We start from the raw sequence: 20392 nt of genomic DNA on the forward strand, positions 1-20392 counted from the left end.
CAGACGTATTGGGATAGCCCGGATACCCCAGACGGCCCCCGTTCGCCCGCCCACGGGGCCCACAGGACCCACTACGCCCCGTCCAGGTTTCACCGGCTGCCCCCGCTGCGGAGTCCTGATGGCAGATCGGCCGGGACATGAGCGGTGGCATGCCGAGCAGGACGCCCAGATGCAGAAGGTGGCCGCGGATTTGGCGGCGGTGCGTCGTTGGGCGGAGGGGGTGGTGGCGGACCTGTCCAAGCTGACGTCGTTCCCCATCGCCGGGAGTGACGCCACGAGTGGGGATATCACCAACGACGGGAAAGAGGCAGGTCATGAGTGACCAGACACCACGCGAACAGCTCGCCACCGCTCTGCGCCTCCGTCGAGGTATCGACACGGCGAAGGTGATCGACGCTGTGATCACTGCGGGCTGGCGTCCACCCGCCCGCGTCATCACCGACCCCACCGAACTGGACGCGTTGGGCGGCGGATCGATCGTGGTCGCTGGCACGAAGCGGGACCGCAACGGGCGGGCGTGGCAGTGCAACAGCGGCCGCCGGTGGTTCCGGACCGGCGACCCTGCCGGGCATAGCAGTACCGAACTGCTCACCACGTACGGGTCCGTCACTGTCCTGCACACACCCGAGAACGGAGAAACCCCGTGACCGACCTGACTCACGAAGAGTTGCTGCGCGCCGCCCTCGATGACGAGAAGGCCGGTCGCCGCGTGGCAGGGGAAGCCGCCGACCGATTCCGGGATGTGGTGACCGAAATCCTCGGCCTGGACGACAACCCCGGCGACGACGAACTGATCAGCCAACTCCGCGCCCTGCATGGCAAGACCGGACCGGAGCCTCGGCGGTGGCGGGACTTCATCACCGGTGCTGTGGCTCATGTCGAACGGAACGGGCGCCGATGGCTCTCCGATGCCGCACTGAACGAAGGAGGCAACCGATGACCGACATCAGTGAACTGATCGCCAAGGGCCGCGCTCTGCTTCCCGCTCCGGGCGAGTATCTGACCAGCGGTCAGGCGTTCGATCTCGCGGAGTGGGCGGGGCTCAACCTGCCTGCCATGTTGGATGCGTTGGAGGCGGCGCAGCGTCCCCCACTCGGGTATGTCGTCCTCGCCAAGCGTGAGAGCCGAACCGATCCTGCGGTGTTCGAGTACGCGGCAGCCGGAGCGATCTGGCCCGAGCGGGATCCCGTCGAGAACCACCAAGCGTATTGCCAAATGACGTTCGTTGAGGATCCGAAAAAGCGCCAGCAGTCGAGGCCTGCGGAGTATGTCATCGCCGAGCTGCGGGAGGTGCAGTCGTGACCCGGCCCGAGATCGTCACCCTGTGCGGTTCTCTGCGGATCTTCCCCCTGATCCTGCAAGTCGCCGCAGACGAGACAGCGGCCGGCCGGATGGTCCTGTCACCGTTCAAGACCGGCGTCACGGACAGCGAAGCCTTGAAGCGGTTGGATGAACTGCACCGCCGCAAGATCGACATGGCCGACCGGGTCATCGTCGTGACCGACCGGTCCGGGCGCATCGGGGAGTCGACGCGAGGCGAGATCGAATACGCCACCCGGGTCGGTAAGCCGGTTGTAACGGTGATGGTCGAGCAGGTGCAGCCGTGAGTGAAAACATCGTCAATCTCGACGAGCGCCGGTCCCGCGTCCCGTTGGATGCCGTCCTACAGGCCAGATGCATCTTCGTCCCCGGCGTCCCTGCGCCTCAGGGATCGAAACGCCATGTCGGTCGCGGTCGGATGATCGAATCCTCCACTGTGGTGGGCCTATGGCGGGAACGGGTAGCCCTCGCCGTCCATGCCGAACGCTGGCCGTTGCTCACCGGCCCGGTGGCGGTGGACCTGTCGTTCGTGATGCCACGCCCGAAGTCCACCCCGAAACGCCGTACACCCCCGGCGATCAAACGCCCCGATCTGGACAAGCTGGAGCGCGCGATTTTGGACGCGCTCACAGGGATCGCGTTCGTGGATGACGCTCAGGTGGTGGAGTTGTCAGCGAATAAACGACTGGCCTCACCGTCGGGCCAGCCGGGAGTCTGGATAGCTGTATACGACATTACCGAGGAGCCCGCATGACCATCGAAACCGTGTTCGCGAACCCGCACGCCCGCCCCGAGTTCGAGGCCATCGCCGACGAGAACACCATCCTCCGTGGGCAGGTCGGCTCCGGTCTCCACGGTGTCACCACCGGCGATGATGACCGCGACGAGATGGGTGTGTGCATCGAGCCGCCCGCCTACGTGATCGGCAACTCTCGGTTCGAGCAGTATCTGTACCGCACTCAGCCCGAGGGCGTCCGCTCCGGCGCGGGGGATCTGGATCTGGTGGTGTACTCGCTCCGGAAGTGGGCGCGTCTCGCCGCGGCGGGCAATCCGACGATCCTGCTGCTGATGTTCATCCCTGACCATGAGCTGGTGTTGAACACCGACATCGGCCGGGATCTGCAAGCTCACCCGGAGCGGTTCCTGTCCCGGCAGGTGGCCCAGCGGTTCGCCGGCTACCTCGTGTCGCAGCGAGACCAGATGCTCGGGGTGACGTCGAAGAAGCACACCAACCGCCCGGAGCTGGTGGAGGTGTACGGGTTCGATACGAAGTTCGCCTACCACATGGTGCGGCTGGGATTGCAGGGCGTGGAGCTCCTGACCACGGGTCGGATCACGCTGCCGATGCCGCAGGAGGACCGCACCTGGTTGCAGGAGTTGCGTCGTGGTGAGCACACCCGGGAGGAGTCGTTGGATCGGGCGGAGGATTTGCTCGCGCAGCTGGATCGGCTGGCGGTGTCGGCAGATCTGCCGGAGCGCCCGGACCGGGGCGTGGTCGACCAGTGGTTGACCGATACCTATCAGGGTTGGTGGGAGCAGCGCGGCCTGTCCGTCGCACGCTGAAATATGTTCTGACCTGGTAAAATTGATGGTGGCCGGGGGTTGCACACTACCCGGCCATCGACCGAATCGTGAAGGGATTCAATCGTGCATCTCTCGGTGTGATCGGTGTCAGTGCGCGCTGGGTGTGACGGCCGTGACTGCCCGGAGTCCCGTGGATCAACGGCCACGGCTGCATAGCGAAACGAATAATATTCGACGCCTGGGTTTTTCATCGTAAATTAGCCGTAGTTCGGGTCTATCACATGCGCCGACACGTATGGGGTGGAAGATTATTTCGCATGTCAGGTGTGGAGACAGCAGTCGTGGGCGGGGTGGGTAAGGCATTGGTCCAACCGTCTATGTCGTTGTGGCGCTGGTGGAGGCCACCCACGGACAGGGCATCGGTCGCGGCGTGGGCCGATGAATTGGCTGTGGAAGTGCGTAACAGGGAACGACGGTTGGGTGAGGATCTACGGGTCGGCAGGGGGAACTACATGCGCGTCAGTTTCACCACCACCTCGCCATCACAGCCTGATGAAGTGATCCAGTCGGCTGATGTCTCCGACATCACGGCCTATTACGAGCTGCTCGATCGACCGCTCCCACGTCTGGTCGTACTCGGTGAGCCCGGTAGCGGCAAAACCGTCGCCGCGATCCACCTGGTGCTGGGACTTCTGGACACACGCCGGGGCTTGGCCGACGCGGTGCGCGCTGAGCACCCGGTCCCGGTGCGAGTCAATGCCTCGGGGTGGGATGGCACACAGGATTTCTCGGGCTGGTTGACGACCCGGCTCGGCTACGACTACCCCCAGTTGCGGCCGGTACTGGCACGAAAGTTGGTCGAGGACGGGTTGATCCTGCCTATCATCGACGGCCTCGACGAAATGGACACTCCCGAAAGTCGAGGAGCGCGGGGCCGCGCGTTGCTGGACCAGCTCAACACTGCCTGGCGCAACGAACCCGTTGTCGTCGTGTGCCGTACCACCGAATTTCAGGAACTGGCAGACCTCCGTAAAGACAACGGTCTGCACGGCGCCGAAACCGTCACCCTGCAACCACTGTCCACCGACCGGATCAACGGCTACCTCACCAACTATCGGAAGGGTATCGGCCCAACCAGTGAAGACTGGTCCGAGGTCACCACCCACATCACCTCCGAGCCGGACGGAGCCCTGGCAACTGCGCTACACAGCCCTTGGCTGCTCAGCCTCGCCATCAACGCCCTGCACCCTGCCCCTGGCATCACTCCTGCGCCCGGCATCGCTGACCAGCTCACCAGTTGCGCCACCGTAGACGCCGTCGAGGACCTCCTGTTCGCCGCCCAGATCCCTGCAGCGGTCAAAGGTCTCAAACAGAAAAAGCGATATCGCAAGTACACTCGCGACAATGTCCACGCCTGGATGCAGTCACTAGCTCAGCTCCTCGAAGACCGCCGTAACACCGGGCGCGACGGTACCGCCGTCCGGCTCGACGAGATCTGGGAAGTCGCAGGGAGTACCCGATGCCGCATCCTGCACGGACTCACCGTCGGCATCATCGTCACGATCACGTTCGGGCTCGGCTTCGCTCCGATCTGGCCCAGAACCGCGGCCGGGCTCACTGTCGGGGGCGTGGTCGGAGGCGTGGTCGTACTCTTGGTCGGAGGCGGGGCGGGCCTCACCGAACCTACGGCAAAGCGAGTGGCGTGGCGGGCGACCGAACAGTCGAGATGGCGCAAAGCGCTCTCGGTCGGGCTCGTGATTTTGCTTGTGGCCGGAGGCGGTACCGAGCTCGGGATCAAGTTAATTGCCGAGGACGAGATAGGGGGACGGGACATGGACTTGTTGGCTGAGCTCGTGGCCGGGGGCTACCTTGGAGGCTTGGTCGGTGTCTTGTTCGGGGCCATGTTCGGGGTTGCCGAATCCATGCGAGCGGTGTGGCGGGCGCCCGGATGGTCGCGATGGCGCAGAGGGCTCACGTTCGGGGTCCTGCTCGGGTGCACGCTCGTCCTCGACCTCGGAGTCGTGCTCCGTGGCGGCTCAGCCCCCTGGTCGTGGTCGTACTTGGCCGCGAACGTGGTGATAGTTGTGGTCGCGGTTGGGCTCGTCGAACCTACGGCGAAGCGAGTAGCGGCGTGGCGGGCGCCGCAGCTGTCAGGATGGCGCAGAGGGCTCGTGCTCGTGGTCGTGCTCATGGTCGTGCTCGTGGTCGCATTCGTGGTCGTGCTCGTGGTCGCATTCGTGGTCGCATTCGTGGCCATGATAGAGCTTGAGGGCGGGATGTCGATGTCTGGCAGGATCGGGGTCGTAGTCGTGCTCGCGGTCATGGCCGTGCTCGTGGTCGCGGTCGGCGTTGACGCCAAGGACCAGTTACGCAACGTGGTCGATGAAAGGCAACTGATTCGGGGCGATATCCAATTCGCAGTCCTTACCGGCGGGGTGACCTTCCTCGCGTTTGGGCTTACAATTCCATCTATACATATATTCATGTTTGCTGTCGACCGAACTATGTTTATGCTTGAGCTTCTGTCGGCATTCGGGTTCGTGCTCGCGGTCGTGTTCATGTCCGGCCGTGCGACTGGACGATTCTTCACTGCGACGCTTATCTTCCGGTTCACCAAGGTGTTTCCGAATCGGCCCACAGTGTTCCTGGACTGGGCTCGCCGCAATGGATTGCTACGTGTGAACGGCACTGCCTACCAGTTCCGGCACGAAACCTACCGGCAATGGCTACTACAGCAACCTTCACTCGAGTAGCTGGTATGGGATGAGCAGTGGCCGGGTGGTGTGCAGTTGGAAACCCAGTATCGGCTGGTCGCACAGTGTGCTTTCACGGCTGCCAATGGACACGACGTCGCCGAGAAGCGTGGAGTACAGCGTGGTGTTCACGCTGCACTCCAGGTGACTTGGGGTAGCATCAACACCGCACCCTCCTACAGTGCAACCAACCTCGTCGCACACGCTGCGGCAGACCCTACGGCCCCTCACATCCCCTTCGTGAGGGGCCGTAGATGTGTCCGGAAGCAGGGGAAGTTCGGATGGCGGCACCCCTCGAACAGGCCGGGCAAGCAGGGTGCACTGCATCCACTGAAAACGGCCAGGAGCACGGCGCCGTAGGTCAAGCTAAGATCACGCGCAGAAGTATCAGACCGGCGACCACCGTCGGGATAACCCATCCTGGAATCGAAATCACACCCGTGACAGTCAGATATAAGAACCCCATTATCGCTGCGAACACGAACCCACCGGCGACATAGACTTTCACCCAGTCCAGCACTGTGGGCTGGTTGGGATCGGCTTCGGATTCCGCGTCAGAAGTGTTGTCTTGACTGCTTTCCTGACTGTGGTGGTCCATGGCACCAGTTTGCAGTGCGGGCCACCCTCTGTCAGCAGGATGAGCCTCAAACCCCAAAGATCGAGCGAAACACCCGCGGCCGACGTCGGGAAGAGCGTGTCTTCGGCGATCAGGTGTGGATCATCAACGAGTCCAATCCGTACCTCGCCGTCGTCCACGGCTGTGAGATTGCTGAAACCCCGTCGTTCCCACGCCCTCGCCAAAGAGCGACGCATCCGGGAATTACTCAGCACAGGACCGCGCGGCACGCAGAAGTCGCTTGTCGACAACGGCATCTACTCCCGACCCCACCTCGACCGCATCCGCCGAGGCAAGACCAGCGGCTGACCCCATTCGGGCATGGCCGATATCACCTCTGACCGCCCTGTATGGTGGCTCGAGATTGCGAGTCCGTCGGCGTAGGCTGCGGCTACATGGGTCGTAAGCACAGACCGCACCCGGACGACTTTTCTGGACATCAGTGCAGCTGGTTCATGTGCACCGCGATGATCAGCAATCGGTTCCACCGGGCCGGCATCATGATCTGCCAGGAACACGCTCTCCAGACTTGGGCGACCGTCGAGCAGATGAACGCCTCCGGGCCTCCGATCAGGGAAGAGCCGAAACCGAAGCCGGTACCGAACTGGGACAACTTCGAGGGCTACGTCTACTACATCCGGATCGCCGATCTCGTGAAAATCGGGCACACGAAGAACCTGGACCGCCGCTTGGCGACCTACCCGCCCGGTATGGAGATCCTGAAGATCCGGTACGGCAGCCGTGCTCTCGAACATCAGGAGCACATCCGGTTCAGCGAACACCTCAACCACGGCCGCGAATGGTTCCAAGCCAACGAGCGTGTGCTGCAACTGGTCTCCGAGGTCAATGGATTGGACATCGAGGACCATCTCGAACCGGAGGACTACCAGCGCCGCCAGCACACCCCGCAGATTGTCCGTCACCGTCGAGTCAACAGCGAGAGGGCAGGCCATGGGCATTAGTCCCTGCAAATACCCGGGCTGCCGCGACAGCAACGGCGAGCCCTACCTCACCAGCCTCGGCATGTGCGAACCCTGCCAGCGCCGATTCACACGCCTCCTCGGCTGGCTGGTCATGGACTGGGTGAACATCGCCACCGAGATGCCCACCCCGGCCCGGCGGGCAAGGGAGATCCTCGCGGACCCGACCCGCGTGTACGGGCATCCGGCGGAGTGGGCTTCCGATACCGCGGCCGAGATTGCCACGGTCCTGAACGGAACTCACGACACGCTCGCGGATCTGCTCGGCGACACCCCGCCACCACATCCTGGTATCGCAGAGCGGCTGCGCGTCCGGGCCGCCTGGTACTACCTCGAATGCCGTATCCCACAGCTGGCTGCCGCCGACTTCGGTGGGGACATGGCCGTCGAGATGAAAGACTTGCACGGCAAGATCCGGTCCTCTCTGGGCCTCACCCGCCCGCGGAAGCTCCTGCCGACCCCGTGCCCGTCCTGCGAACTCCGCACGCTGTTCCGGACGTTGGACGCGCATTCGGACAGCATCGACTGCGGTAACTGCGGGCATGTGATCCGGGAGGAGCACTACCCGTTCTACACGCGGGTGGTGCTGGACACACTCCTGGAACAGGGTGTGGCGGCATGACAACGAGCAGCCGATCATGTAGATTTCACACCTGAGCGGCTGTTTCGTCGTGCCCAGAAACTCCCTGACACCCAGTGTTGAGGGGGTTTCGTCGTCTCCAGGGAGGTGCCTGGATTGATCGTCACCGACGGCTTAGAGCAGAAAATGACCGCGGTCGAAGCCTCCTCCGTTTTCAATGTGACATCGGATCTGATCCGGAAGTGGGCTTCGCTCGGCAAGATCCACGCAGTGGGTATCGATCCCCGAGGCAGGAAGCTGTATCGGCTGATCGACCTGGCCCGCTATGAGAAGGAGACCCGGCGCGCCGCCGGCCGATCCTGACCCCCCAATCTCCGCAGTGTCGTCACCATCGTTTCGATGGCTGCCAGCGCAGGCACTGCGGCCCCTCGTCCCTCGTAGTCCAGCGGCCTAAGACGGCGTGTTCCGTTCGGTGCGAGTCCGGTCCGTCCATGGGTTGGGGCGGGCGAATAGCCCCGGCACGCAAACGCGGGTTCAAATCCCGCCGAGGGCAACTCAACAGTCCGGGATTTCCGGATGGTTCAAGCGGAGTTGAGTCCGCGGCGCCCGGATCAAGTCTGGTGCCTCAACCTTGATTCGGAGTCCCGTTGTCCGCTGTAGATCGCATCCTGGCGCCCCTGTACCCGGATATCGCGCTCGCCTACCGGCACAGCAAGGAGTCCTGATGCCCTGTCTGGCCGCCATTCTGCACTCCCTGTACCACCCCACTCCGAAGCCTCTGGTGTACACGGAGCCCACCATCCTGTGGTCGGTGCAGTGGTGAGCGCCCGCGCCTGGATCGGCAAGCGCCTGCGCTTCCTGGCCGACCGCATCGACTACAAGGGCGCACCGCGGTATCTGGGCTACTCGGTCACCATCGAGACCGACGAAAGCGTTCCGCGGATCCGTGAGGATGGCCGCGGCTGCAAACTCTGGTACCTCGGTAACGCCGAGTACGAGAAGGCGCACACCGAAGCCGACAGCGCCGAGGAAGACGCCCGCCGTGAAAAAGGCCGCCAGCTGATCCTGACCGCCATGACCGATCCCGACCCGGTGAAGGCCGGCCAGGCGAACGCCGAGTGGTGGCAGCTGATCCAGCAGGACCGATGAATGACTTCCGCCGCTGGGCTGCTGGCTGGATCTCCATCTGGTGGCCTCGTGTGGCGGATCTGTTGTGGCCGCGCTACTCCGAGCGTCGCCGCCGAGGCTGGGGAGACTGATGGCCAGCCGGGCTGACGACCTGAATGCCGCTTTCACGGCCGATCGATGGCTCGTCCAGGACTTGAATCAGGTGTGGGATCAACTGGGCGCCTTGCTCGGCATCCCGGCGATTGAAGCCGATTGGCTGGTTGACTGGTCCGCCTTCGATGGGCTGGGCCTTGACTACGTCCTGGCTCGGGCGGCGCACGAGATGAGCTCGCTGTGACGGCCCTACTCGACTCCCTGCATCTGTGGGCTGTCCGCGTACTGCTGCGGATCGCCGGCACACACCTCTGACCGACAGGAGAACAACGTGGGATCCGTGAGTCTCGACCTTCTGCTCACCCTCGCGAAGATCGCCGTCCTCGTCCTCCCGCTGCTGGTTTAGGACGACCGCATGAAGATCGTTTCCAAGGCCGAGCTCCGCAAGATGCCACCCGGCACCCTGTACGCCGAGTACGTCGAAGGCCGGGCCTGGCCGCAGGGGCCGACCGACATCTTCCTCCGCGACATCGACTACATCAGCGATTTCAACTGCACAGGCATCGGCAGCCCTGAAGCATCCGGCACGGTCGAGATGTTCGACCGTGAGCTGGAGATGGACGAGCACGGCGCCGAGTACCCAGTTGATCTCTGTCCGGGTCGCGAAGGGCTGTACGACGACAGTCTCCGCTACCTCGTGTGGGACGAAGCTGACGTGGCGGCCATCGTCTCGCTGTCTGCCTGGTTCCATGCCAAGCAGGGGCAGTGGAACGCCACCGGCCGCTACCGCATCCGCCGGCCTGACGGCGCGTGCTACGAGGCTGATGCCGAGGACGTCCACGAGATCGCCCGCCCCGACGATGCGGTGGAGCGGATGTACGAGCAGCATCAGGCTGAGTGGCGTCAGGTCTGATGGCCCGAACCAAGCTCCGTATCTGCTCCGAACCTGGTTGCCCCAACGCCCAGCCTGAGTCCCGATGCGATGAGCACAGGGCAGAGCACGAGCGGTGCAGGCGAGCCACCACACCCACCAAGGCCACACGCACCCATGCCGAGCGACAACGCAGAGCAGCAGCCGTGAGAGCTCACCGAGCCACCCACGGTGACTGGTGCCCCGGCTGGCAGTGCCCACCACACACAGCCTCCGACCTCACCGCAGACCACAGCCAAGCCATCGCAGCTGGGGGAGCCCCCGACGGACCCCTCCAGGTGATGTGCCGGGCATGCAACGGGGCCAAGGGCGCCCGCCAAGGCGCCTGACCGCCCCTACCCCAGGGGGGATGCCCCTGACCCCCCGACCGCCTCCGCCCCGACAGAGGGCGCAAAACCGTGCGAAGGGTTCAAACGGTCTCGGAGTCCCCTTTGCGAGGGGTGATTGTCCCTGGTCGGCGCGATGCCTTCCGGGGTTTCCGTCCAGGGCGGCGCGATGCCGTCAGGAGGTGATTCGAATGCCGCGTGGTGGTGCACGGAATCGTTCCGGCCCTCAGGTGGATCCGAAGTCCGGTCGGTCTGATCGTCGTGGTCTGACCTGGGTTTCGTTACCGGCTCAAGGCTACGAGGGCGAAGCGCCGGAGTTTCCGCTGATGCCGCGCAGGATCTATCGCTGGGAAGGCGAGAAGGCGTCCCGACATCAGGTGTTCGACGAGGAGTCGACAGACCTGGTGCGCGACCGGGAGACCGAGCTGTGGGAATGGGCTTGGCGGACACCGCAGGCTGCAGCGTGGGCCAAGGAAACCTGGCGCTGGCAGGCGATCGCCCACTGGGTGCGGACGTCAGTGATTTGCGAGTCCGATGAGGCGATGGCCTCGGATCGTGGCTCGCTGCACCGGTTCGCCGACCAGATCGGCATGACGCCGGCCGGACTGCGCGAGAACGGCTGGGAGATCGCCGAGGACGAGATGGCGAAGGCCCGGACCGAGAAGAAGACCAAGGAGCCGACCGCGGCGCCGGTGCGGCGCATGAGGGCGGTTTCCGGTGGCGCCGACTGACGGTTTCGTCGTCGACTTCCCTACGCTCGGGGATATCGGTGAGGCGTGGGTTCGTCAGCACTGCCGGATTCCGGACGGGTTCCGCCGTGGTGCGGAGTTTGTGTGGAGCGACTGGCAGTTCTGGTGCTCGGCAAACTACTACCGTGTTCGCCCGGGAATCGAGTGGGTGTCCGACGATGAACCCCTACTGAATCAGGCGTTCGTCTACCGTCGCGCGCAGGTAGTCGCCCCGCAGAAGACCGGGAAAGGGCCCTGGTCGGCGTCCGAGACGTGCATCGAGGCGGTCGGCCCGAGCCAGTTCCTCGGCTGGGCCGGCAAGAGCGACGGCTGGGCGTGTTCGGACTGGGGTTGCGGCTGCGGCTGGGAGTACGAGTACCTTCCGGGTGAGCCGATGGCGATGCGCCATCCGTCACCGGTGATCCAGCTGACCGCGAACAACGAGGAGCAGGTCGGCAACGTCTACCGTCCACTGACCGCGATGATCAAACTCGGGCCACTGTCGGATCTGATGGCGGTGCGCGAGGGCTTCATCCGGATTCTCGGGTCGGTGGGCGGGGAGGACTTCGACCGCATCGACGCGGTGACCTCGAGCGCCCGTGGTCGAGTCGGCAACCCGGTGTCCTGGGTGCTGCAGGACGAGTCCGGCCTGTACACGCAGGCGAACAAGATGGTCGGGATCGCTGAGACTCAGCGCCGCGGCGCCGCAGGCATGAGCGGCCGGACGATGGAAACCACGAACGCGTGGGATCCGTCGGAGAACTCGACCGCGCAACGCACATACCAGTCGCAGGCGCCGGACATCTTCAAGTTCTACCGGATTCCGCCGGCTGGATTGTCGTGGGGCAACAAGCGCGACCGCCGCAAGATCCTGCGTTACGTCTACGACGGCTCGCCGTGGGTCAACCTGGACTCGATCGAGGCGGAAGCGGTGGAGCTGAACGAGCTCGACCCCGCTCAGGCGGAACGGTTCTTCGGTAACAGACTTGTCGCTCGAGCCGGCACTTGGTTGCCGATGGGGTTGTGGGAGGGTCGGCATGCCGACACTGTGGCTGCCTAACCCGCCGGCGGGTACGCCGATCTGCGCGGGCTTCGACGGGTCGGACAACAACGACCACACCGCCCTGCGGTGCGAAACGCGGGACGGGTTCCAGTTCACGCCACGGTACGGGCCGGACGATAGGCCCACGATCTGGAATCCTGCGCTGTGGGGTGGCCAGATTCCCCGCGGCGAGGTGCGCGCGGCCGTAGACCACATCTTCGCGACATACGAGGTGGCCCGGCTGTACGCCGACCCGCACGACTGGCGCACAGAGATCGGCGAGTGGGCGCTGGAACACGGCGACGAGCACGTCTTCGAGTGGGCGACCAACCGACCCCGCCAGATGTACGAGTCGATCCGCCGGTTCGAGAACGACCTGAAATCCCGCATCACCCATGACGGTTGCCCGATCACCCAGGCGCACATGGACAACTGCCGCAAGGTACCCAAGCCCGGCGACTCTTACGTCCTCGGGAAACCCAACGACCATCAGAAGATCGACGCCGCGATGGCGTCCATCCTCGCCCACGAGGCCGCCGCTGACGCGCGCGCCGCGGGCTGGGAGGACGTGGACGGGCGGATGTTCTGCTTCAGCTGAGGAGGTGAGCGTGGTCGCACTACGCACGAAGCTCACCGACGACGAGCGAGACATGGTCAACAAATTGACCGGCCAACTGGGCAACCTCTCACACAAGGATCGGCTGCACAACGCCTATTATGAGGGCGCGCAGCGGCTCAGGCACATGGGCTTGGCGGTGCCGGAGGAGTTCCGGATCTTCGAGCTGGTGGCGAACTGGCCGCGCATGTACTTGGACGAGGTGGCGCGCAGGCAGAAGGTGAAGGGCATCTACCGTCCGGGGCAGGGGAAGGCCGACCCTGATCTTCAGGAGGCGTTCACCGCCAACAACCTGGATGCAGAGATCCCGATCCTGGCCAAGGAGAACATGATCTTCGGCCGGATGTTCGCTGTGGTGGGATCCAACGGGGACGACACAGAGCACCCGCTGATCACTGTGGAGTCGCCGCGGCAGATGTCATGCCTGGTGAACCAGCGCCGTCGGCGGATGGACGCCGCGATGCGGAAGTACCAAGAGCAGGACGGCACCCAGGTGGCGACCCTGCTGTTGCCGAACAAGACCATCCAGTTGGTGCAGTCGAGCAACGGATGGGACATCGACATCGTTGGCGATGACACCGGGATCGATAATCACGGCCTCGACCGGGTGCCGGTGGTGCTGTTCCTGAATCGCCGTCGCCTGGGTAAGTGGCATGGGACGACGGAGATGGCCGACATCATCCCCCTGACCGATTCGTGCGCCCGTGCATTGACGAACTTGCAGTACGGCGTCGAGACGGTGGCCATTCAGAAGCGGTTCGCGATCGGTGTAGCGAAGAGTGATTTCGTCGATGCGGAAGGAAATCCGCTCCCTGCATGGCAGTCATTCCTGGATGCCATGTGGGCTACGGCGAAATCTCCCAAGGATGTGCAGATCGGCCAGTTGCCGGGCGCGGATCTATCGGGTGTCCACGGCACGGTCAAGCTGTATGCCGAGCTGGCCTCTAGCGTCACCGGTCTTCCGTTCCGGTACTTCGGCGCCAACACTGCCAATCCCGCTGCGGAGGGCGCGATCCGGGCTGATGAATCCCGCATCGTCTCCAACGCCGAGGAGAAGAACGCACACCTCGGTGTCGGGCTCGGTTGGACGCTGGCTCTCTATGAGCGGTTCCGCACCGGCGAATGGCCCGAAGCGGGAGAGCCGTTCGCGGTGGAGTGGCGCAATCCCGCTACCCCGACGCGTGCCGAAGAAGCCGACGCCATTCAGAAGCTGAACGGCGGTACCGCGGTGCTGTCCCGTGAGGGTTCCTGGAATGAGATGGGCTGGAATGAGTCACGCAAGGCCCGGGAGCGTGCGTACTTCGCTGACGAAGCCCAGGATCCCGCTTTGGATAGGTTGGCTGCGAACCTGATCGACACACGGAATCAGCCCGAGCAGAGCCTGAACGGTGATGCTGCCGCAAACGTCGGCTGACCACTACGCCGAGCAGCAGCGCATGACGTTGCTGACCCTGTCCGAAGTCCGACAGTTGTGGAATCGAGGGACACCCCTTGAGTTCGATGCCTGGTTCGACCGGAACATCGCGCTGCTGATCGGGTTGATCGAGCTCGCGCAGACTCGCATGGTGGCCCGCGCCGACGACTATGTCGCCGCGGTGCTGGAGGAGCTCGGCACGCCGGTCGCAGCGGAGGTGCAGATCGCCCCGGAGGGGCTGATCGGCGTGGCCTCGGATGGACGGTCGATGGACGGCCTGCTGTACGGCACGGTGCTCACTGCGAAGCACGCGGTTGCCGAGGGGGCGGCACCATCCGAAGCGTGGGCGTCTGCGGGTGCTCAGGCGCTGATGATGGTCCACACCCAACTGGCCGACGCCTCGCGGGCGGCAACCGGGTTGGGCATCACTGCTCGTCGCAACGTCGGTTATGTGCGGATGGTCAGCCAGCCCGCATGTGCCCGCTGCGTTCTGCTGGCCGGTCGTTACTACCGCAAGGCTGGGTTCGCTCGGCATCCGAACTGCGACTGCCGCCATATCCCGGCCCGGGAGGACCGGGCCGGTGATCTGACCACTGACCCTCGCGGGTACTTCAACAGCCTGACCGAGGAGCAGCAGAACCGCACCTTCACGACGGTCGACGCCTGGGCGATCCGTGAAGGCGCGGACATGGGGCAGGTAGTGAACGCCCGCCGAGGCATGGACGTGGCCGGTGGTGTGGTGCGGCGCCGCAACGTCTACGGCCGCGAACTGCTGACCACCACCGAAGGCGTCACCCGCCGCGGTTTCGCCGGCCGCCGTATCCGGGCCCGCGGCCGCGACCCACGAACCACGCCCCGGCTTATGCCCGAGGCCATCTACGAGCTCAGCGACGACCGCGACGAGATCCTGCGGATGCTGCGGCTCAACGGCTACATCCTCTGACTTCCCGCCGGCGCGAGGCCGGATCGGGTCTATCCCCCGCGATGGAGGAACACATGCACGTGCAGTTGCCGATCCACCCCGTCTTCGGTCCTGCGATCGGACTGCGCCGTAACGGTGCACCGATCTGGCCGGTGCGCGGCGCTTCGCAGGAGGGCGACCCTCCCGCCGCCGATCCGACCGCGACGAACTCCGCCGTAGTCATGGACAACGCTCCGGCGTCCTCCAGCGACGAGGCGCTCGGCGAAGGTGGAAAGAAGGCGCTGGACGCTGAGCGCGCCACGAACAGAGAGCTCACCAAGGAACGGAACGCGCTGGCTGCACAGGTCAAAGCGTTCGAGGATGCCCAGAAGACAGAATCCCAGAAAACCGCGGACCGGATCGCGGACCTCGAAAAGGACGCCGCGAAGGCGATCCGGTACGAGGCCGCCGAGAAATCCGGTCTCCCGCTGTCTCTGGCCAGTCGCCTAAGTGGATCCACCCTGGACGAGCTGATCGCGGACGCCGAGGAACTGAAGCAACTCGTCGGCAGTGCCGCTCCGGCCGCACCCGCGGCCCCATCCACCCCGAAGCCCGACCCCCGGCAAGGCGGAGGACAGGCAGATGCGGGTGGATCCTTGGCCGCAGGCAAGGCCCTGTACGCCTCGCGCAAACCCGCGCATAAATGACAAACCCCCAGTAGAGGAGGGGAGACATGGACATCTCGCTGACTACCGAAACCTTCGGTGTCGACAACCAGGATTGGTTGGCGAGTGGTGAGGGCACCGATCGGTGCCAGTCGATCACCATCGATCTGACCACGTTCACCGCCGGTACCCACTACCCGAACGGCTATCTGCCTTCGGGTTTCGCGCTGAAGAAGCTCAGTGGCGGTAAGTACGGGCTCTGGACCAACGGCGACGAATCCGCCGCGGTCATCGCCGGACACTCTTTCACCGCGCTGAAGATCAAGACCGGCGCGACGAAGGTCTCCGGCGCCCTGCTGTGGCACGGAGCGGTCAAGATCGCGAAGCTGCCGCACTCCGTGAATGCCGCTGGCCAGGCCACGGCCAAGTTCATCCGCTACGTCTGAGAGGAGGCGTAACCCATGGCACTCGTAGTCAATTCGGATTACATCACTCCGCCCGAGCTGACCGGCTACGTCCGGGAGGCGCTGGCGGACAATCCCATCAACGACCTGACCCTGGTCGACAGCCTGCTGCCCGATGTCATGATCGACGACGTCGAGTTCCGGGCGAACATCACCCAGGGCGGCCTGCGTCGCGCGGCGCAGTTCCGGGCGTGGGACACCGAGGCTCCGATCTCCGGCCGGAAGGGTGTCGCGCGGATCTCCGGCGATCTGCCTCCGCTGTCGGAGAAGCGACTCCTCGGCGAGTACGACCGCCTGCGGCTCCGCAAGGCCGACGCCGCGATCCGCGACGTCATCCTCAACGATGCCGTCGAACTCGCACAGGCGATCCGCACCCGGATCGTCATGGCCAAGGCTCAGGCCCTGATGACCGGCAAGGTCACCCTGGCGGAGAACGGCCTCGAACTGGAGGCCGATTTCCAGCGGCTCTCCGGCCACTCCGTCACCGCTGGAACCCTGTGGAGCGTCACTGGTTCCGGTGCTGCGGACCCGATCGTCGATCAGGAATCCTGGTTCACCACATTCCGGGCGACCCAGTCGGGCAACCCGGTTCGGGCGATCACCTCGCAGCGGGTGATGTCGGCGCTGATGCGCAACGACAAGATCCGCGCGGCCGCCGTTCCCGTCGGAACCGTCCCGGGCATTGTCACCAAGGATGCTGTGAACGCATTGTTCACAGCCTTCGGCCATCCGCCGTTCGAAGTGTTCGATGCTCAGGTCGAGGATTTCTCGGGCGCCGCATCCAGGCTGTTCCCGGACAACAAGATCCTGTACGTCGGCGCCGCCAAACTGGGCGAGACCCAGTGGGGAACCACCGCAGAAGCCCTGGAGCCGCTGTACGGTATCGACGCCAACGAGGCCCCCGGCATCGTGGTCGGTTCCTACATCACCCCGGACGCCCTCCAGCGATGGACCAAGGGGAGCGGAATCGCCCTGCCGACCCTACTCAACGCGAACGCGACCATGGTCGCGACGGTGCTGTCCTGATGGCCGGCCGGAAGCTCGCCGCGTTCGTGCATGTCCACGACGCAGAGGGCAATTCGCATGTGTTCGGCCCGGATGACCTGGTTCCGGAACGGTTCGCGAAACTCATCACGAACCCGGCCGCTTGGGCTGCCGAACCGGAGCCCGAAGTCGACCTCGACGGTGAGCCGTCGGAGTCGTGGACGGTGGCGCAGTTGCGTGCCTACGCCGACCAGTACGGCGTGGAGCTCGGCGAAGCGACGAAGAAGGCCGACATTCTGGCGGTCCTGGCGGCGGGCGATGGCAACGCCTGACCCGCTGTTCACGGTCGCCGACGTTCAGGAGATCTCTGGCAGGACATACGAGGAACCGCAACTCACCCAGGTGAACCGGTTCATCGCGATCGCGTCGGCGAAGCTCCGGAACAGGGTGTCCAAGCTGGACGAGCGGATCTCCGCCGGCGCCCTCGATCCTGTATTGGTCAAGGGTGTCGGTGCGGAGATCGTGCTTCGTGCTTTGGCCGGGCTGGAGCGTGGTGTCGGCGTGCGACGCGTCGAATACCCCGAGTGGTCCACCGAGTACGAGACGGGTGGCGGCAGCGGCCGTCTGGTGTATGTCACCGACGATGACGTCGCCGACCTCATCGACAACGACTCCACCGGTGACGCCTTCACGATCCGGACTGGTCTCTTATGAGGCTGCCAGAGCAGTGGACGCTTCTCCGTCCCGGTGAGCCGCTGATCGACCCATCGACCGGAAACCGCATGCCGAGCGAACCGGACCCGATTATCTGGCGGGGCTTGCTGCAACAGCGGATCATCACCGACCCGCAGATCGAGGAGTTCGACGACGGGCGCGTGAGTCAGCGATTGACTCTGCTCTTGGAGCCCGGCCTCCCCGGTGGCACCGACCGCCGTGACGTCTGGCGATTCGACGGCCCCGCCGAGGTGTCGGATCTGGTGAAAGTCGGCGACACCGTCACCGTGCAGGGAACCCCCCGGGTTCGCCGGCCTGCCATCGGCTCCCGGCGCCCTGCCTATATCGCCGCCATCGTGCGGCACGCATCCGACATGAAAGAAGGATGACCCATGATCGTGTCCTGGAAAGACGAGGAAGGCGTCACTTACTTCGGTGACGACAAGTCCAAGGCGTACAAGCAGCACTTGGAGAACAAGCCGGCCGAGAAGTCCGAGAAGCCGGCCCTGGCCAAGGCTGTAGTCGTCACTCCGGACGTCGAAGAGGCCAAGCGCAAGTGAGCGCGCGGCTGACGATCGTTGGAAGCCTTGTCGAGCGGTTCGCTGCCGGCATGTCCACTCCGCGCCGTCAGCAGATAGCCCGGGAGATCGCGGCGGAAGCACGCGGTAACGCTGCGGTTCTGACCGGTGCCTACCGCGACGGTATCGGCACCGAGTTCCGCCGGACGGTGGTGCGTGTCGTCGATGAAGACGAGGACGCCATCTACAAGGAGTACGGCACCTCCAAGGCTCCGGCGCATGCAGCTTTGACCGATGCCGCGCGTCGTCGAGGCCGGTACCGCGGTTGGCGGCCGCGGTGACGGCACCGATCCCGTTCGCACCTGGCGCTGTTCGGGCGTTCCTGACGGCGCAATCCCGATTCACCGATTTGGTCCCGGTCGAGGCGATCACGACCCGGGACCTGCCCGACCCCATCACCGGTGCGTTCGTGACCTTGCGGGCGCCGGGCAATGTCGGTGTCGACCCGTTCCTGCGGCGACCGCTGGTCCAGGTCGACGCGTGGGCGCCGAAGATCGAGATCCTCGGCGGCTCGAAAGATCCCGAGGAGCTGGTCTGGGATATCGCCGGATGGGCCGGGCAACTACTGGGCCGCGCCAAACCGCAGGCATTCCGCGGAGCGGCATGGAATGCGACGTGGATCGACGGCCCGATCAACTTCATCGACAAGGAACGCGGCCCTGACATGCCCTTGTTCCGGGCGGTTGTCCGTGTCGAGCTGAAATTCCGCGCCTCGCGCACCTGACTCAATTCTCACGCTCACCGCAGTGAGCGAAACCCGTTTGGAGGAATCGTGAGCGATCACGCTGCACCCGAAAAGGCCTATGTGTGGCTGGATGGCGACGGATACCGCGCCCCGGCCGGCACCGGCATCCCCACCGACCCGTTCGCCATCAACCCGGTCACCGGTGGTGTGACCTGGGATGCCTACGGCGGCATCGAAGCCGGATTTGAGGTGACCCCCACCCGCGATGTCACACCGAAGCGGGTATGGAACCGCCGGCTCGCTCCGTACAAGGTGATCAAGTCCCCCACCGAAGAGCGCGTGAAGCTGCGGCCGGTCGACTACTCGGTCGCCACCGTCCTCACTGCACTGCAGGGTGGATCGATTTCCGTGCTCTCTCCTGGCGTTCACCGGTGGAACCCGGGCGACGACGAAGAGTTCGCCTTGCTGTTGTGCCTGCGGGATGAGACCGCGAGCCAGGCTTTCCATTCGTCTCGGGTCACGCTGACCACGCCACCGCCGCGCACCTTCGGCGGTGAGGATCTGGACGGGTTCGAGCTCGAGCTGCTGGCCCTGGAGCCGTTCACGCCGCTCACCTCATTCAACCCGCTGCAGACCGAGGCCACCGTCACCATCGGCGGCACCCCGTCGGGTGGCACGTTCACGCTGACGTTCGGTGGCCAGACCACCTCGGGCATCGCCTACAACGCTGCGCCTTCCGCCGTGCAGTCGGCGCTCGTGGCCCTGTCCTCGATCGGCAGCGGAAACGCCACTGTCAGTGGATCGGCCGGCGGCCCCTACAGCGTGACCATCAGCGCTGCGGGAACCCTGACCGGTAGCGGCGCCAGCCTGACCCCGTCCGGAACGGTGACGATCGGCTGATGGCAGCGACCACTCCCCAGAAGGCAGCCGCGCGGCGTACCGCGTCCGCGGCTGCCCGACGGCCGAAGCTCTCCACCGCGGCCGCTCCGGAGCCGATCGACATCTTCGCCGAGTTCAGCACCGAAGAGAAGCCTCCGGTGCCGATTCGGGTCGGCAAGGTCGATGCCGATGTGCGGCGCGGATTCACTGGTGACGAGGTCACCCGGTTCCATGCTTTGCTCAACGCCAACGAGTTCGAGGCCGTGTTCGACCTCATCACCACCAACGGCGCGGGGATATGGGCCGAGATCTCGCCCCTGCTGCCAGAGCTTGCTTCCAAGGCGATCAACAAGATCGTGAAGGTGAGTGAGATCTACGAGGGGGAAGCTACCGCGCCCTTGTTGGGATACATGACGAATCCCGCTGGGGCGCAGCCTTCGGAAGAGTCCAGCACCACCACGGAGTAAACCT

Annotated in this window: 32 protein-coding genes and 1 tRNA gene; 31 read left to right on the top strand and 2 right to left on the bottom strand. The window is 64.8% G+C overall.

All coding sequences use genetic code 11. The features are described from left to right. The first annotated feature begins 118 nt into the window (after positions 1 to 118). The 8 genes from AB0D28_RS24735 (at position 119) to AB0D28_RS24770 (ending at position 5597) form a co-directional block, all read left to right on the top strand. Positions 119 to 322 carry a hypothetical protein gene (locus AB0D28_RS24735; protein ID WP_357389412.1) on the top strand — a complete coding sequence of 68 codons (204 nt, stop codon included), beginning with the start codon at positions 119 to 121 and terminating at the stop codon, positions 320 to 322. Then, on the top strand, positions 315 to 647 hold the full coding sequence (locus AB0D28_RS24740; RefSeq protein WP_357389414.1) for a hypothetical protein: 333 nt from the start codon (positions 315 to 317) through the stop codon (positions 645 to 647). Before AB0D28_RS24735 ends, AB0D28_RS24740 begins: the two co-directional genes overlap by 8 nt. Next, complete coding sequence (locus AB0D28_RS24745; RefSeq protein ID WP_357389416.1) at positions 644 to 940, top strand: hypothetical protein; 297 nt, start codon at positions 644 to 646, stop codon at positions 938 to 940. The genes AB0D28_RS24740 and AB0D28_RS24745 overlap by 4 nt, the downstream gene beginning before the upstream one ends. Next, positions 937 to 1302, top strand: coding sequence for a hypothetical protein (locus tag AB0D28_RS24750; RefSeq protein ID WP_357389418.1), 366 nt, complete (start codon positions 937 to 939; stop codon positions 1300 to 1302). The genes AB0D28_RS24745 and AB0D28_RS24750 overlap by 4 nt, the downstream gene beginning before the upstream one ends. After that, entirely contained in the window at positions 1299 to 1607 is a 309-nt protein-coding gene (locus AB0D28_RS24755) for a hypothetical protein (protein ID WP_357389419.1), read from the top strand. Before AB0D28_RS24750 ends, AB0D28_RS24755 begins: the two co-directional genes overlap by 4 nt. After that, entirely contained in the window at positions 1604 to 2074 is a 471-nt protein-coding gene (locus AB0D28_RS24760; RefSeq protein ID WP_357389421.1) for a RusA family crossover junction endodeoxyribonuclease, read from the top strand. The genes AB0D28_RS24755 and AB0D28_RS24760 overlap by 4 nt, the downstream gene beginning before the upstream one ends. Continuing rightward, complete coding sequence (locus AB0D28_RS24765; protein WP_357389423.1) at positions 2071 to 2883, top strand: nucleotidyltransferase domain-containing protein; 813 nt, start codon at positions 2071 to 2073, stop codon at positions 2881 to 2883. Before AB0D28_RS24760 ends, AB0D28_RS24765 begins: the two co-directional genes overlap by 4 nt. Positions 2884 to 3356: 473 nt before the next feature. Then, positions 3357 to 5597, top strand: a complete 2241-nt coding sequence (locus AB0D28_RS24770; protein WP_357389425.1) for an NACHT domain-containing protein — start codon at positions 3357 to 3359, stop codon at positions 5595 to 5597. Here AB0D28_RS24770 and AB0D28_RS24775 read toward each other — a convergent pair. Continuing rightward, positions 5586 to 5729, bottom strand: a complete 144-nt coding sequence (locus AB0D28_RS24775; protein ID WP_357389427.1) for a hypothetical protein — start codon at positions 5727 to 5729, stop codon at positions 5586 to 5588. The two genes, AB0D28_RS24770 and AB0D28_RS24775, sit on opposite strands and share 12 nt — an antisense overlap. A gap of 229 nt (positions 5730 to 5958) precedes the next feature. Further along, positions 5959 to 6195, bottom strand: coding sequence for a hypothetical protein (locus AB0D28_RS24780; RefSeq protein WP_357389429.1), 237 nt, complete (start codon positions 6193 to 6195; stop codon positions 5959 to 5961). 413 nt (positions 6196 to 6608) lie between these two features. Here AB0D28_RS24780 and AB0D28_RS24785 point away from each other — a divergent pair, with 413 nt between their 5' ends. The 23 genes from AB0D28_RS24785 (at position 6609) to AB0D28_RS24895 (ending at position 20388) form a co-directional block, all read left to right on the top strand. Next, positions 6609 to 7175, top strand: coding sequence for a GIY-YIG nuclease family protein (locus AB0D28_RS24785; RefSeq protein ID WP_357389431.1), 567 nt, complete (start codon positions 6609 to 6611; stop codon positions 7173 to 7175). Next, entirely contained in the window at positions 7165 to 7815 is a 651-nt protein-coding gene (locus AB0D28_RS24790; RefSeq protein WP_357389432.1) for a hypothetical protein, read from the top strand. Before AB0D28_RS24785 ends, AB0D28_RS24790 begins: the two co-directional genes overlap by 11 nt. 114 nt (positions 7816 to 7929) lie before the next feature. Next, a complete protein-coding gene (locus AB0D28_RS24795) occupies positions 7930 to 8136 on the top strand; it encodes a hypothetical protein (RefSeq protein WP_357389434.1) in 207 nt (68 codons plus the stop codon). A 69-nt stretch (positions 8137 to 8205) separates the two neighbouring features. Further along, positions 8206 to 8326, top strand: a tRNA-OTHER gene (locus AB0D28_RS24800). 266 nt (positions 8327 to 8592) lie between these two features. Beyond that, complete coding sequence (locus tag AB0D28_RS24805; protein ID WP_357389436.1) at positions 8593 to 8922, top strand: hypothetical protein; 330 nt, start codon at positions 8593 to 8595, stop codon at positions 8920 to 8922. A 109-nt stretch (positions 8923 to 9031) separates the two neighbouring features. Beyond that, on the top strand, positions 9032 to 9238 hold the full coding sequence (locus AB0D28_RS24810; RefSeq protein ID WP_357389438.1) for a hypothetical protein: 207 nt from the start codon (positions 9032 to 9034) through the stop codon (positions 9236 to 9238). 171 nt (positions 9239 to 9409) lie between these two features. Next, on the top strand, positions 9410 to 9907 hold the full coding sequence (locus tag AB0D28_RS24815) for a hypothetical protein (protein WP_357389440.1): 498 nt from the start codon (positions 9410 to 9412) through the stop codon (positions 9905 to 9907). 574 nt (positions 9908 to 10481) lie between these two features. Then, on the top strand, positions 10482 to 10982 hold the full coding sequence (locus tag AB0D28_RS24820) for a hypothetical protein (protein WP_357389442.1): 501 nt from the start codon (positions 10482 to 10484) through the stop codon (positions 10980 to 10982). After that, entirely contained in the window at positions 10969 to 12039 is a 1071-nt protein-coding gene (locus tag AB0D28_RS24825) for a hypothetical protein (protein ID WP_357389444.1), read from the top strand. Before AB0D28_RS24820 ends, AB0D28_RS24825 begins: the two co-directional genes overlap by 14 nt. Further along, on the top strand, positions 12017 to 12619 hold the full coding sequence (locus tag AB0D28_RS24830; RefSeq protein ID WP_357389446.1) for a hypothetical protein: 603 nt from the start codon (positions 12017 to 12019) through the stop codon (positions 12617 to 12619). Before AB0D28_RS24825 ends, AB0D28_RS24830 begins: the two co-directional genes overlap by 23 nt. Before the next feature lie 10 nt (positions 12620 to 12629). Continuing rightward, the gene (locus AB0D28_RS24835) at positions 12630 to 14051 is read left to right on the top strand and encodes a phage portal protein (RefSeq protein WP_357389448.1); all 1422 of its coding nucleotides are present in this window, start codon (positions 12630 to 12632) and stop codon (positions 14049 to 14051) included. Beyond that, a complete protein-coding gene (locus AB0D28_RS24840; protein WP_357389450.1) occupies positions 14026 to 14994 on the top strand; it encodes a hypothetical protein in 969 nt (322 codons plus the stop codon). The genes AB0D28_RS24835 and AB0D28_RS24840 overlap by 26 nt, the downstream gene beginning before the upstream one ends. A gap of 53 nt (positions 14995 to 15047) precedes the next feature. Next, on the top strand, positions 15048 to 15659 hold the full coding sequence (locus AB0D28_RS24845) for a hypothetical protein (RefSeq protein ID WP_357389452.1): 612 nt from the start codon (positions 15048 to 15050) through the stop codon (positions 15657 to 15659). A gap of 26 nt (positions 15660 to 15685) precedes the next feature. Then, the gene (locus AB0D28_RS24850; RefSeq protein WP_357389453.1) at positions 15686 to 16063 is read left to right on the top strand and encodes a hypothetical protein; all 378 of its coding nucleotides are present in this window, start codon (positions 15686 to 15688) and stop codon (positions 16061 to 16063) included. A 15-nt stretch (positions 16064 to 16078) separates the two neighbouring features. Next, a complete protein-coding gene (locus AB0D28_RS24855; protein ID WP_357389455.1) occupies positions 16079 to 17107 on the top strand; it encodes a major capsid protein in 1029 nt (342 codons plus the stop codon). Next, complete coding sequence (locus AB0D28_RS24860) at positions 17107 to 17397, top strand: hypothetical protein (protein ID WP_357389457.1); 291 nt, start codon at positions 17107 to 17109, stop codon at positions 17395 to 17397. Before AB0D28_RS24855 ends, AB0D28_RS24860 begins: the two co-directional genes overlap by 1 nt. Then, complete coding sequence (locus AB0D28_RS24865) at positions 17384 to 17779, top strand: hypothetical protein (protein ID WP_357389459.1); 396 nt, start codon at positions 17384 to 17386, stop codon at positions 17777 to 17779. Before AB0D28_RS24860 ends, AB0D28_RS24865 begins: the two co-directional genes overlap by 14 nt. Positions 17780 to 17847: 68 nt before the next feature. After that, entirely contained in the window at positions 17848 to 18168 is a 321-nt protein-coding gene (locus AB0D28_RS24870; protein ID WP_357389461.1) for a hypothetical protein, read from the top strand. A 3-nt stretch (positions 18169 to 18171) separates the two neighbouring features. Next, a complete protein-coding gene (locus AB0D28_RS24875; protein ID WP_357389463.1) occupies positions 18172 to 18339 on the top strand; it encodes a hypothetical protein in 168 nt (55 codons plus the stop codon). Next, on the top strand, positions 18336 to 18638 hold the full coding sequence (locus AB0D28_RS24880; RefSeq protein WP_357389465.1) for a hypothetical protein: 303 nt from the start codon (positions 18336 to 18338) through the stop codon (positions 18636 to 18638). Before AB0D28_RS24875 ends, AB0D28_RS24880 begins: the two co-directional genes overlap by 4 nt. Continuing rightward, the gene (locus AB0D28_RS24885; protein ID WP_357389467.1) at positions 18635 to 19081 is read left to right on the top strand and encodes a hypothetical protein; all 447 of its coding nucleotides are present in this window, start codon (positions 18635 to 18637) and stop codon (positions 19079 to 19081) included. The genes AB0D28_RS24880 and AB0D28_RS24885 overlap by 4 nt, the downstream gene beginning before the upstream one ends. A 48-nt stretch (positions 19082 to 19129) precedes the next feature. After that, positions 19130 to 19942: a hypothetical protein gene (locus tag AB0D28_RS24890; RefSeq protein WP_357389469.1), complete on the top strand. Its 813-nt coding sequence runs from the start codon at positions 19130 to 19132 to the stop codon at positions 19940 to 19942. Next, entirely contained in the window at positions 19942 to 20388 is a 447-nt protein-coding gene (locus AB0D28_RS24895; protein ID WP_357389471.1) for a hypothetical protein, read from the top strand. Before AB0D28_RS24890 ends, AB0D28_RS24895 begins: the two co-directional genes overlap by 1 nt. The last annotated feature ends 4 nt before the right edge of the window (positions 20389 to 20392 follow it).

It is taken from the genome of Micromonospora sp. NPDC048169, assembly GCF_040652815.1.
In the GTDB taxonomy this organism is placed as follows: domain Bacteria; phylum Actinomycetota; class Actinomycetes; order Mycobacteriales; family Micromonosporaceae; genus Micromonospora.